This is a genomic window from Undibacterium sp. Di26W (assembly GCF_049340265.1).
Classification (GTDB): domain Bacteria; phylum Pseudomonadota; class Gammaproteobacteria; order Burkholderiales; family Burkholderiaceae_D; genus Undibacterium.
This window is the reverse complement of record NZ_JBMPOR010000010.1, coordinates 153,751-166,374: the sequence shown is the minus strand read 5'-3', so window position 1 is coordinate 166,374 and position 12,624 is coordinate 153,751. Positions and strand designations below refer to the sequence as shown.

General features: G+C 55.9%; 6 protein-coding genes. 1 reads left to right on the top strand and 5 read right to left on the bottom strand.

Translation table 11 applies throughout. The annotated features are described in order from the left end of the window. Positions 1–75 precede the first annotated feature (75 nt). From ACO0LM_RS14210 to ACO0LM_RS14195, 4 genes are all read right to left on the bottom strand, one after another. The gene (locus ACO0LM_RS14210; RefSeq protein WP_423037940.1) at positions 76–3,036 is read right to left on the bottom strand and encodes a sugar-binding domain-containing protein; all 2,961 of its coding nucleotides are present in this window, start codon (positions 3,034–3,036) and stop codon (positions 76–78) included. Positions 3,037–3,302: 266 nt separating this feature from the next. Further along, positions 3,303–6,371, bottom strand: a complete 3,069-nt coding sequence (locus ACO0LM_RS14205; RefSeq protein ID WP_423037939.1) for an efflux RND transporter permease subunit — start codon at positions 6,369–6,371, stop codon at positions 3,303–3,305. Further along, positions 6,368–7,477: an efflux RND transporter periplasmic adaptor subunit gene (locus ACO0LM_RS14200; protein ID WP_423037938.1), complete on the bottom strand. Its 1,110-nt coding sequence runs from the start codon at positions 7,475–7,477 to the stop codon at positions 6,368–6,370. Before ACO0LM_RS14200 ends, ACO0LM_RS14205 begins: the two co-directional genes overlap by 4 nt. 83 nt (positions 7,478–7,560) lie before the next feature. Beyond that, complete coding sequence (locus tag ACO0LM_RS14195; RefSeq protein ID WP_423037937.1) at positions 7,561–8,187, bottom strand: TetR/AcrR family transcriptional regulator; 627 nt, start codon at positions 8,185–8,187, stop codon at positions 7,561–7,563. A gap of 121 nt (positions 8,188–8,308) precedes the next feature. On the opposite strand from ACO0LM_RS14195, the gene ACO0LM_RS14190 reads away from it, so the two are divergent. Next, positions 8,309–9,769 (top strand): efflux transporter outer membrane subunit, encoded by a 1,461-nt coding sequence (locus tag ACO0LM_RS14190; RefSeq protein WP_423037936.1) that lies wholly within the window; start codon positions 8,309–8,311, stop codon positions 9,767–9,769. Between the two features lie 149 nt (positions 9,770–9,918). Here the strand turns inward: ACO0LM_RS14190 and ACO0LM_RS14185 are convergent, their stop codons facing one another. Next, the gene (locus tag ACO0LM_RS14185) at positions 9,919–12,405 is read right to left on the bottom strand and encodes an adenosylcobalamin-dependent ribonucleoside-diphosphate reductase (protein ID WP_423037935.1); all 2,487 of its coding nucleotides are present in this window, start codon (positions 12,403–12,405) and stop codon (positions 9,919–9,921) included. Between the last annotated feature and the right edge of the window lie 219 nt (positions 12,406–12,624).

Genomic DNA, 12,624 nt, shown 5'->3' with positions numbered 1-12,624 from the left:
CTTCAGTTAAATGGTTTTTTTTGCACAGATTATTACCGTAGTGCAGGCATATGGCAGCCTCAGCTTAACCACAGTTTAACCAGGATCTGCCACATCGCCAGTAGCCGGTGGGCTGATCATCATCGGCGGCGCGACATAGCGAAGTGGCATCCAGGCTTCCATTTCGGCCATGCCGATCTGCACGGCAGGCTGGAAAGCTGCCGATCCCATATGGTCGAGTAAAGATTTACGCAAGGATGCTGCACCTGATTGTCGTGCCAGGCCTTTTTCTGACAGGTCGAAAGACGTGATCATCAATTTACCCTTGCCCACCGCGCATTCAAACAGCATGGCCAGGCGCAAATTGCGGTTCCAGTCATCAATAGGAAGTACGACGGGTGACAAGGCCTGCGGCAGCTTGTCGATATTCATCGCAGTGGTGTGGGTCAGCAATTCTACCCACTGCCAATCGCAGTGTGCTTCCGTCGGGTATTGTTTCAATGCCGCATGATGGGCATCGCACCACAGCCCCAGCATCCAGGTGCGTTTGGGGTTCATCAGCCGGTTCCAGAAAATCGGTGTACGGCTCAGTGCCAGCTCGGGCGAGGCCGGTTCTGGGCTGCCGGATAGAAACAGCACCTTGCCGCCAGCAGACAAGGCAGCCTTGGCTTTGTCCCATGAAGTGGTCACCAGCACGCCATTGGCCTCGGCAGGAACCGCAGCGGGATCAGTGGGATTAGTGGGATACAGCCAGAACGACCATTGATTGCGAAATGATGTCCCCGAAAGTTCCACTTCCAGCCGGTATGACGCAGGTGCCGGTAACGCTGCCAGTTCGGCATTGATGATACCAAGCGCAATATTTTTGCCGCGTGGGACATCGCGCACTGGCAGTGCGCCAGACAGTACCGCTTTGCCGGTACTATCAATGATGCGCCACACCGGTTTGACGCCAGATAGTGCCTGTGGACCAAAGTGCACCAGTTCGGCAGTCGTGTTCAATGTATTGTCTGTCGTGAACAGGCGTTTCTTCAGCCTGACCAGGGGCACCGTGGCACCACTGTATTGACGGAATTCTGCCGCAGTCACATAGCCTTTCTGTTCCCAGAAGGCATCCAGCAAGCCGATCAGTGCGCCACCTTGTCCAAGATAATCGTGCAGATCCAGCAGTTGATAGCCGGAATACGATGGCGTGCGCAAGTTGGCCTCGATCTCTTCCTTATAACAGGCGACCTGGAAGCGGCCAGAAGCGTGGGCGAATTCCTTGTTTCTCGCCAGCAGTCCATGCGCTTCGGCAGAGTCACGCATGATGATGTAGTTGCCGGGGTGCATATACGCCTGGCTACCCTTGTTCACGCCTTTGGGGAAAGCCGCATAACTGGCCTGCTTGCCAGAGAATTTGGCGATCACACTAAAGTCCGGGTAAGCGCAAAACTGGCCGGTTTCGTGTGCTATGCAAGGCACCTTCACACCCAGCCTTAACTTGTTGAGTGCTTCTTCGTAGTCGCTACCAAACCAGCCCATAGGCCCGCGGGCACCGCCACCAGGGGTTAAAAAATCGGCAGCGAAAGCTGTGCCCGGCCCGGCTGGTGGTGCTGACCAGCGGCCAGTGCCATCGCAATACAGCCGTCGCGGGTCGGCTTCCCGCCATTTTTTATCCCAGACGGGCAGTTCAATATGATAGGCCCCGGCTGGTTCATTGCTTGCACCCAGCATCAGCAGGGAAGGGTGATTGCCATAGGCTTTTAGCAAGCGTGCCGTTTCATCGTTGAGCAGATCAAGCATCTGGTGTCCGGCATCGAAGGCATTCCACATGCCGCATTCCGCCTGAAAATAAAACCCCAGTTCATCCGCCGCAACGAAGGCAGCCTCGGGCGGGCACCAGGAATGAAAGCGCATGCCGTTCAGCCCCCATTCCTTGCAGATGCCAATGATATTCTTCCAGGTCTCCACATCCATGGCGGGATAACCAGTCAGCGGGAAACCGCCGCCATCATGCGTAGCACGCAGATGAAACTGTTCGCCATTCAGCAGAATCTGGTTGCCGTCAGTCCTGATCTCGCGCATACCGAAAGTCAGTTCACGGCTATCATCGGCATCCTGCCCCGTGAGCGTCAGGCGCAGGCGTTGCAGTACCGGTGTGAATTCTGACCAGGGTGTGGAATTGGGCAGCACCACCTCGAACGATGCTTTGCCGCCATTGGCTGCCCAGCGTATCGGTGTCGTTATGCCACCAGCCGACAGCATGCCGCTGCCATCCTTACCTGTCAGATTACCCACCTCGACACGAATTTGCGCCGACTTGCCAGCAACATTGGGGAACACCTGGGCATCCTCTATCCATACCGGCGAGGTGGCGGACAATTCGATGCGACCGACCATGCCGTTCCAGGTCGATCCCTCTGCATCCGATACCGCATGTCCATCTGCGCGATAGGCCGGTTGCAGCATACGGTTATCGATACGTATCGACAGGCGATGCGTGCCGGTACTCAACACACCAAGGTCAAACTCGTGCGGCACCACCAGCGAGCGATTACTACCCATCAGCTTGTCGTCTACATAGACATCCGTCTGCCAGCGTGCTCTTTCCAGTGTCAGCGTGATACGTTTGTCTTGCCATTCTGGCGGAATATCAATGCTGCGCTGATACCAGGCGACACCCAGAAAATGGCGCACCGGTTGTGAAAGATAAGGTACTTGTACATTGCCAGGTTTGGTGTAAGCCTTGTACTGTGGCAGCAAGTACCAGCGCATATCACGAGGCAGCGCAGCGACGAAGGCTGTCTTTGCCGTGATCTCATCACCATACCCCTGGGTTTGCAGTATGCCCGGCAATTGTATGGGGGAACCGGACGCCAGATTTTTGGCAAACCACCTGGCAGTTGTTCCGGCATCATCCCTATCCAGCGCGATGCGCCATTGCCCCGCGATGGACATTGCCCCTACACGTGCAGGGCTGGCCGGAAGCGCCTTCGCATATAAGCGTGTTGTGCCGATGGTGGCGATGGCCAAAGCAATGAAGGAACGGCGGCTGATGGTGCTTGAAGAACTCATGGACATCCTTATGCGTGTCGTTGTGCATGTTACGCCCATGAAGGAAGCTGTTGTTCTATATCCGTGCAGCGACAATCCAGGGTCTCCCATGCAAGGAGCGCACAAAGCCCTACCCCGCATAGGCATGGCCGCATCTTATCCGCAAATACTTCGGTGAACCAATCACATTTCGCCATTCTGCTATATCAGTTTGTATATAGCAGAATTTGTTATTGGATGGTGTGTGAACGGCTTTTTTGTATAGGTGAATCAGGATGGACGGCAGATCAGCTTTTCGATAGCGCTGGCCTGATCTTGAACCAGATTGAATACATCGCCGGCAAGAACACCAGTGTCAGTATCGTTCCTGCAAATGTGCCACCGATCAGCGTGTAAGCCAGGGTGCCCCAGAATACAGAATGGGTCAGTGGGATGAAGGCCAGTATCGCCGCTAATGCGGTCAATACCACCGGTCGGGCACGCTGCACGGTTGCCTCGACAACTGCATGGAATGGGTCCAACCCAGCCTGTTCGTTATGGTGTATCTGCCCGATCAGGATCAGGGTATTGCGCATCAGGATGCCCGACAGCGCAATCAGGCCGACCAGCGCATTGATGCCGAACGGCTGCTGGAACAAAATCAGGGTTGGTACCACACCGATCAGCCCAAGCGGACTGGTCAGGAAGACCATGACCATTGCGGAGATCGAGCGCACCTGGAAGATGATCATGAGCAGGGTTATCGCCAGCATGATCGGGAACAGGGGCAACATGGCTGTCGTCGCTTTGCCTGATTCTTCAATGGAGCCAGCCTGTTCGATATGGTAGCCGTCTGGCAGCTTGTCCATGATAGCCTGGAGCTGCTGGGTAATGGCGTTGGACACATCTGGTGGCTGCAAGCCGTCGGCGATATCGCCCCGTACGGTGATTGTCGGCACACGGTCACGTCGGCGTATGATCGGTTCCTCGGTGCGCACGTCCACCCTGCCCACTTGCGACAGCGGTATGCGTTGTCCGCTGGTGCCGCTCAGCGTGAAGTCTGCGATCCTGGCAGGATCAAGCCGGATGTCACCCGCTGACCGCGCCATGACTTGCACTGTGCGAATATCTTCCCGCACCGTGGTGAGAGGCACACCGCTCAACAAAAACTGCAGCTGTTGCGCCACGGCGCTGGAGCTCAGGCCCACGGCTTGCAATAGATCCTGCTGCAAGGTGAAGTGCAGCGTGGGTGTACGCGTACCCCAGTCGCTGTTAACCGTACGCATCATCGGACTGGCATGCATGACCTGTTGCACATCAGCCGCTATTTTGCGTAACTTATCCGGGTCTGGTCCAGTGACCCGGTAGGCGACCGGGAACGGCGAGTAAGGCCCAAACACGAGCTGGGTTACCCGTACCCTCGCTTCAGAGGCGAGGCCATCGGCGATCGCCTTGCGCAACCGCATTTTCAAGGCGTCGCGCTCGTCCTGGTTGTCTGTGCGGACCACGATCTTCGCGAATGATGGGTCAGGCAGTTCTGGCCCCATTGCCAGGTAAAAGCGCGGTGCGCCCTGGCCGACATAGGTCGTGACGATCTTCGCCTCCTTCTGTTTGGCCAGCCATGCTTCCACTTTCACTGCGGCAGCGCTGGTTTGTACTATCGACGTGCCATACGGCATCTGCACCTCAACCAGTACTTCCGGGCGGTCAGAGATAGGGAAGAATTGTTTCTTGACCACCGCCATGCCTAGCACAGCCAGGATGAAAAGACTTACTACCATGCCGGCGACCAGCCACTTGCGTGTGATAACGCGGGTCAGCACCTGGCGGAAGCGGTTATAGCGCGGTGTATTGTAAAGGGCCTCGTGGCCGCCTTCGACCTGTTTAAGATCGGGCAGCAGCTTGACACCAAGGTAAGGCGTAAAAACCACGGCGACAACCCAGGACGCGATCAGTGCGATGCCGACAATCCAAAACATATTGCTGGTGTATTCACCCGCCGTGGAACGGGCGAAACCATTGGGCATGAAGCCGACGGCTGTGACCAGCGTGCCTGACAGCATGGGTGCCGCAGTATGGCTCCAGGCATAGGCAGAGGCGGCAATGCGGCTGTAACCCTCTTCCATCTTCACCACCATCATTTCGATGGCGATGATGGCGTCGTCCACCAGCAAGCCCAGCCCCAGGATCAGGGAACCCAGAGTGATGCGGTCGAAGTTCTTGCCGGTGGCGGCCATGACCACGAAGACGGTCGCCAGTGTCAGTGGCACAGCCGCGGCAACGACGACGCCCACACGCCAGCCCATGCTCACGAAACATACCAGCATGACCACCAGCAGCGCCGCGAAAAATTTGACCATGAACTCGTCGACCGCCGAACTGATATTGACAGCCTGATCCGTCACCTTGGTCAGACCCATGCCTTGCGGCATATCGGCGTTGATTGCACCGACCTCTTTATCCAGCGCCTTACCCAGGTCCAGTCCGTTCCAACCGTCGCGCATGACGATGCCGAGCAGCAGAGCGGGTTCACCGCCGTTGCGTATCATGAAGCTTGACGGGTCTTCATAACCACGCTTGATCGTGGCGATGTCTGACAATTTCAGTGTGTGACCTTGCGCCACGACCGGTGTATCGCGGATCTTTTGCAATTCATCGGCAGCACCATCCAGGCGAATGAATACCTGTGGTCCCTTGGTTTCTACAGAGCCAGCCGGCGTCAGGACGCTCTGACTATTCAGCGCGGCGAACACTTCCTGTGGACTGACACCCAAGGTTGCCAGGCGGTCATGCGAGAACTCGACATAAATGCGTTCGGACTGCTCGCCAACGATATTGACTTTCTTCACACCAGGCACGTGCAGCAAGCGCTGGCGCAGTGACTCTGCGTCGCGTACCAGCAGACGCTGGGGTTCGCCCTTGGCCTTGAGTGCAAACAGGGCGAAAGTCACGTCCGCGTATTCGTCATTGACCATCGGCCCGATCACGCCAGGCGGAAGATTATTTACTTCATCACTGACTTTCTTTCTGGCCTGGTAAAACTCCGCCTGTACCTCCGAAGGTGGTGTGCTATCGAGCAAGGTCAGGGTGGTGAAGGCCAGGCCCGGCCGGGTGTAGGTCTCGGTCCGGTCATACCAGCGCAACTCCTGCATGCGCTTTTCGATTTTTTCGGCGACCTGATCCTGCATTTCTTGTGCAGAGGCACCTGGCCAGGCAGTAATGATGGTCATCACTTTAACCGTGAACGCAGGGTCTTCAGCACGTCCAAGTTTAAAAAATGAGATGAGCCCGGCCAATGAAATCAGACAGATCAGAAACAAGGTGACGGAGCGCTCACGCACGGCCAGCGCCGACAGGTTGAAACGAGCTTCGCTCATGGAGACACTCCCGAAGTTGCAGCGGCGGCTTGGCCGGCTACCCGCACTTGCTCACCTTCGTGCAGCAAGTGCGTGCCGAGTGTGACAATCCGCTCACCTTGTTTGAGTTGTCCGGCGATATATGCGCCATCATCCTCGAGGCGCTGGATCTTGACTGCGCGCCAGGATACCTTTGCCGGCTCGCCTTCGACCACCCAGACACCTGGCCCTTTGCCAGCATCAAACAGGGAACCGATAGGTACACGTAAGCCATCCTGCGCCGCAGCACGCAGTTCTGGAATCTGGACGGTGACAGTAGCCCCCAATGGGGCATTGGACAGATCTCCATCCAGCACATACCGTGCTTCAAAGGTGCGCGTCAGCCGGTCTGCCGCATCCGAGAGCTGTCTGAGCTTGGTTGGAACAGTAATGCCCTCTTTGCCGAAGAGCGTGGCCTGGCCAACTGAACCCAGGGCGGGGCGTAAGGTTTCTGGTGACTGGATGACGGCTTCGCGGTGTCCGGCATGGGCTACCCGTATCACTACCTGGCCGGCGTTGACGACTTGGCCAGGTTCAACCAGCGTTTCCATGATGACGCCATCGGCATCCGCAACCAGCTCTGCATAGCGGCTGGCGTTACGGGCAACTTCTGCCTGGGCTTCGGTCGCGTTGAGCTGGGCTTTGGCGGCATCTGCCGCAGCCTTGATCTGGTCGTAGGCTGAAGTCGATATCGCACCGGTTCCGCGCAGGTCACGGTAGCGAGTCTCATCATCGGCGGTTTGCTGTGCACGTGCCCGGGCAGCGACAACGGTTTCTTGCTGGGCATGGGCTGCCAGCTTCAGGTCAACAGGGTCGATGCGCACGAGTACTTGCCCGCGCTTGACAGCTTGCCCTGTATCCACCAGGCGCTCCAGCACTTTGCCAGAGACCCGGAAGCCAAGATCGCTTTGTACCCGGGCGGCTACGGTTCCGGTGAACCTGCGTGATGCAGCGACCGCGCCCTCTATGGTCGCCGTACGTACCAACGGCGCTTCGGTACGGGGATCGGATTGTGGTTTTCCGCCACAGGCGACCAGCGCAAGTGGCAATGCAGATACGACAACAGAGAAAGCGAGGCGACGGAACATAGGAATCCCATATGGAACTGATTAGGATTTCCATTTTATGACTAGTGACTAAATATGTCAACAGTCACATCGATAATGGGTATTTATGGTGACAGGCTGCGTAGCACCAGGCTGGATAGTTGGGCCGGCGCGTCATCGGTGGAATTCAGGCTGTGCTGCAAGAGCAGGGGATTAAGATAAGGGCGAATGACCAGGTAGATCGCCATCGCCGTCTCATCGAATGGCGTCTTGCGTTCAAACTCCTCAGTCTCACGGCCCTGGCGCAGTATGTCCTGCAGCATGACCTTGATGCGTTCCTCATAGGTGTGTACCGCTTCCCAATGTTCGGTGGCGGCTGAGGCTGCAATGTCATACAGCTTGCGATCTTCAAAAAACAGGCGAAGGCTGGACTCGACGATGGCCTTGAACATGCGCCGGAATTTCTCTGGTGGATGATTGACTCCGTCAACCGCTGTTCTGACATCCGTTTCAATTTCGTGCAGGCAATTGGCGCAAATCAGTTCGCCAATGGCCTGCTTGGACTCGAAAAACTTGTAGATATAGGCTTTGGAAAAGCCGATGGCCTTGGCCAGGTCAGAAACGGTGGTCTTTTCGTAGCCATACAGGCGAAAGTGTCCGGTCGCCGCGACGATGATTTGATCCCGCACTTCGTGATCGACCGGGCCCCGGGCTGAGCCAGGATGGGTGGTTTTGGTGGTTGTTTTGCTCATGTCAGGTAGCTTACCTCTTAAATTCGATTTGCACAACGAGTGACTATTTAGTGATATAGTCACTAAAAATTAAGCCATTTTTCACTTTTTTGAGCCCTTTTTTACTTCACGGAAGATGCCCATGTCTATCAAACGCCCTCTCTTGATGTTCGTCGTCGCCAGCCTCGCGGCGGGTTGTGCTGTCGGACCGGATTACCTTCGACCTGCTTCAACTATGCCAGATCGTTACTTGGGTCAAACTGCAGTGGAGCAACGGCCTGCCCATGCCAAAGCGGACTTCAACCTGTGGTGGGGAGGCTTTGGTGATCCACAACTGGCCCGCTTTGTGACGCTTGCGCTGGAACAAAATCTGGATCTCGCGCAAGCGTCTGCCCGCGTCGCTCAGGCGCAAGCGGGACTGGGCGCTGCAAATGCCGCGCTGCTACCTTCCGGCTCCATCAATGCCCAGGGTGCGCGCGCCTATCAGTCGGTTGAAACACCGTTGGGACAAGTCTTGAATTCAAAGCCCAATTTCAATCGCTACGGCAACGCCGATGAGGCCAATCTCAATGTCGGCTGGGAACTGGACCTATTTGGTGGCGTGCGGCGTGGCCGGGAAGCAGCAACTGCCGAGTATCAGGCTTCCGAGGCAGGCGCAACGGCAACACGACTGGCGGTGGCGGCGCAGACCGCTGACATCTACATCAGCATCCGTGGACTGCAGGCCCGCCTTGACATCGCTCGCAGGCAAGTGCAGACACAACAAGACCTGCTCGCCATTATCAATCTGCTGTATGGCAAGGGACTGGTGGCTGAACTTCAAGTACGACAGGTCGAGGGTGCGCTGGCCCAGGTACGGGCATCGGTACCGGTCCTCGAAGCAGGGTTGGACACGGCCATGAATGCGCTGGACGTCATGCTGGGCAAGCCGCCTGGTACCTATCGGACGGAACTGGCGAATGCTGGCGTGATTCCGGTCGCCCCGCAGATTGCATCAACTGGTTCACCGGGGGATTTGCTAAGGCGACGGCCAGATCTGATCGTGGCGGAGCGACGCCTGGCTGCGTCAAACGCACGCATCGGCATGGCGATTGCCGAGTATTATCCAAAGCTCTCTTTGAGTGGGCTGATAGGCAGCGCAACATCAGTGTCTGCTGGTAACTTGTTTACCAGCGGCGCAAGTCAGGCCGCCGGCGTACTGGGTCTTCGCTGGCGCCTGTTCGATTTTGGCCGCATCAATGCGCAGATTGAATTGGCCAAGGGGCAGGAAGCAGAGGCACTAGCTGCATATAAGCTCGCCGCGTTGCGTGCTACCGAAGACGTGGAAAACGCGTTCTCGGCCCTGGTAAAACGCGAGGATCAGGCCAGCACACTCGCTCAGGGTGTGGATTCACTCAGTCGGGCGAGAGCGGCTTCGTTTGCGGCTTACCAGAAAGGGGTCGTCAGTCTTATTGACGTCCTGCAAGCCGACGAAAATTTGCTGCGTGTCGCCGATATGCGAGCACAAGCACAAACCGAATCTGCCCGTGCGGCGGTCGCGACATTCAAGGCGCTGGGTGGCGGCTGGCAAACCACGACGGTAGAAGCGGTAGCAACGAGATAAGCCCAGTACGCATCAGGCGAATGAAGGAGGGCATGTGGAGTCTCGCCACTAGTGCTGCTTCATCGTTGTTACTGAAGAGTTGAACTTTGCCCGTGCAGCACGATAGTTTGGTGACCAGACAGCTGATACCCTATGTTGACAATACCTGATCAGCCACAAGCCCCCACATAGCCACAAGAAACACAACGGCTGCAGCCGTCTATTTTTTGCAAGGCGTGCGCACCACAATCCGGACATTTTTTGCCGGTGGGGATGTAGCTGATGGGGGCAGTTTCGCCTTCATAGGCCAGGTCGTCCATGCCGTAGTGGTGGGTTCTTTGTTTGAACTTTTCTGCCAGTACGGTGATGGGAATCTGGTTGCCTGCGGCGTCGAGGAAACCGCGTTTCATCAGGATGCGTTGCAGTGAATAACCAATAGCGGCGACTTCGGATTCATGGAACAGTGGTGCTTGTGAGCCGTCGTCCTTGGTGATCATGCCGCAGCGTACCGTGCCCTTGTCCCACACCACTTCCCGCATGTCAGCCAGTGCCTTGGCGATGGAGCCGCCGGAGCGTGCTGCCATTGAAAGCAAACGCATGCTGGCCGATATCCATTGCTGGCCATCGTTCTTTTGGCCGGCAGGCATGAAGAATTCAAACGGGCGTTCTATCGTCACGTGTTCACCACCAACCGTGCCCTGGATGTGAATGAAGCTGACGGTCAGGTAAACCGTTTTCTTGCCTTCATACGTCATGTACTGCACTTTGGATGTGACCGATTCGAGGTCTCCAAATGGGCGGCCATCGAATTGCTTGCGCAGCAGGTCATCATCTGGTGTCTGTCTGACTTCCGGTGCCGTTTCTGTTGACACAGACAGTACACTGCCGAGTATGCTGTTCGGACGGTACGTTGCCAGGCCCTTCAGGCCAGCGCGCCAGGCATCCATGTACAGGTTCTGGAAGTCTTCGTAAGGGTAGTCTGCCGGCACATTGACGGTTTTGGAAATGGCAGAATCGATATACGGCTGCACCACCTGCAACATCTTCATATGGTCGCTGGCAGACATATTCAGCGCGGTGACAAACTGGCTCGGCAGTTTGCTGTCATCGGACACATCATTGCCCATATGGCGAAACAAACGCCAGGCATGATCAGCCACCTCATAAATCTTGCTGTCGCCTGCTGCCATGCGTTTCTTGCGGTTATATACCCAGGAAAAGGCAGGTTCAATACCGTTGGATGCATTGTCAGCAAAGGCCAGGGTAATGGTGCCGGTAGGGGCAATCGACAGCAGATGCGAATTGCGCAAGCCATGCTTGGAAATCGCCGCGCGTACATTTTTTGGCAGGCGCTTGGCGAATGGGCCAGCCAGATATTTGCTGCCATCAAACAGCGGGAACTGGCCTTTTTCCTTGGCCAGTTCTGCCGATGCCAGATAGGCTGCATCGCGCATGACTTCTGATACTTTTTGCGCAAAGGCACGACCAGCATCAGAATCATAACGCTGACCCAGCATGACCAGGCTGCTACCCAGGCCAAGGAAACCCAGGCCAACGCGGCGCTTGGACATGGCTTCGGCCTTTTGCTGTGGCAACGGCCAGGCAGTGGCATCCAGTACATTGTCGAGCATGCGGGTGGCGACTGTAACGACAGCTTCGAAGGCAGCAAAGTCAAACTCTGCCGCATCAGTGAATGCGCCTTTGATGAAACGGGTCAGGTTGATCGAACCCAGGCAGCAGCAGCCATAGTCAGGCAAAGGCTGTTCTGCACATGGATTGGTGGCTTCGATTTTTTCGCAATAGTACAGATTGTTTTCTGCATTCATGCGTGACAAAAACAGGATGCCGGGTTCAGCATGGTCGTAGGTGGATTTCATGACCGCGTCCCACAGGTCGCGCGCCCTTACAGTTTGGTATACCCACAGACCGTCTTCACGTTGATAGGCACCAGCTTCTTTCTTGTCATCGCCAGGTTCTGCCTTGTGTACCAGGCAAAAATCAGTATCTTTGGCGACGGCCTCCATAAATTCATCGGTCACGCCGATGGAGATATTGAAGTTGGTCAAGTCACCCTTGTCTTTCGAGCGGATGAATTCCAGGATGTCCGGATGGTCACCACGCAAGACACCCATCTGCGCACCGCGCCGGGCACCGGCAGATTCGACGGTCGAGCAAGATGCATTGAATACCTGCATGAACGATACCGGGCCGGATGCACGTGAACGCGTGCCGCGTACCACTGCATCTTTCGGACGTATGGTGGAAAAATCGTAGCCGACACCACCACCGCGACGCATGGTTTCTGCTGCGTCGGCCAGTGCGGTATAGATACCTGGCTTGCCGTCGGTGGCGCTGGATACCGAATCACCTACCGGTTGCACGAAACAGTTGATGAGGGTGGCGTGCAAGTCCATGCCAGCGGCGGAATTGATACGGCCAGCTGGCACAAAGCCATTCTTTTGCGCCCACAAAAATTTTTCTTCGTAATAAGCCTGAAAGTCAGCTTGCTCTACACTGGCCAGTGCTTTTGCAACACGTGCCTGCACATCATGGATGGTGACTTCATCACCTTTGGCATATTTTTCCAGCAAGACATCAAGAGAGATTTCCTGAGGAGACATGTCAGTCAATCCTAATATTTTTTCGTTTGCGTTCATATGAAATGAGGGCTTTCTTTGTTACCTGTTGCAGAAATGATGCTGAAAAAGCGTTAGCTTATGTGTTTGCTGCCGGGCGGTATGATGTGACCCATAAAAAACAGCAAGATGGATACGTGTCCAATTCATCCATTTGATGGAATGTAATCTTTGATTTTGGGGATGGTGAATATTTGGCCACTGCAACAAGCAGCTCACAAACAACTCAAAAACAGCCCA

Excerpts from the sequence above, each read along its gene's own strand:
- ACO0LM_RS14185 (WP_423037935.1), bottom strand. The coding sequence starts at position 12,405 with ATGAACGCAAACGAAAAAATATTAGGATTGACTGACATGTCTCCTCAG.
- ACO0LM_RS14190 (WP_423037936.1), top strand. The coding sequence starts at position 8,309 with ATGTCTATCAAACGCCCTCTCTTGATGTTCGTCGTCGCCAGCCTCGCG.
- ACO0LM_RS14210 (WP_423037940.1), bottom strand. The coding sequence starts at position 3,036 with ATGAGTTCTTCAAGCACCATCAGCCGCCGTTCCTTCATTGCTTTGGCC.
- ACO0LM_RS14205 (WP_423037939.1), bottom strand. The coding sequence starts at position 6,371 with ATGAGCGAAGCTCGTTTCAACCTGTCGGCGCTGGCCGTGCGTGAGCGC.
- ACO0LM_RS14195 (WP_423037937.1), bottom strand. The coding sequence starts at position 8,187 with ATGAGCAAAACAACCACCAAAACCACCCATCCTGGCTCAGCCCGGGGC.
- ACO0LM_RS14200 (WP_423037938.1), bottom strand. The coding sequence starts at position 7,477 with ATGTTCCGTCGCCTCGCTTTCTCTGTTGTCGTATCTGCATTGCCACTT.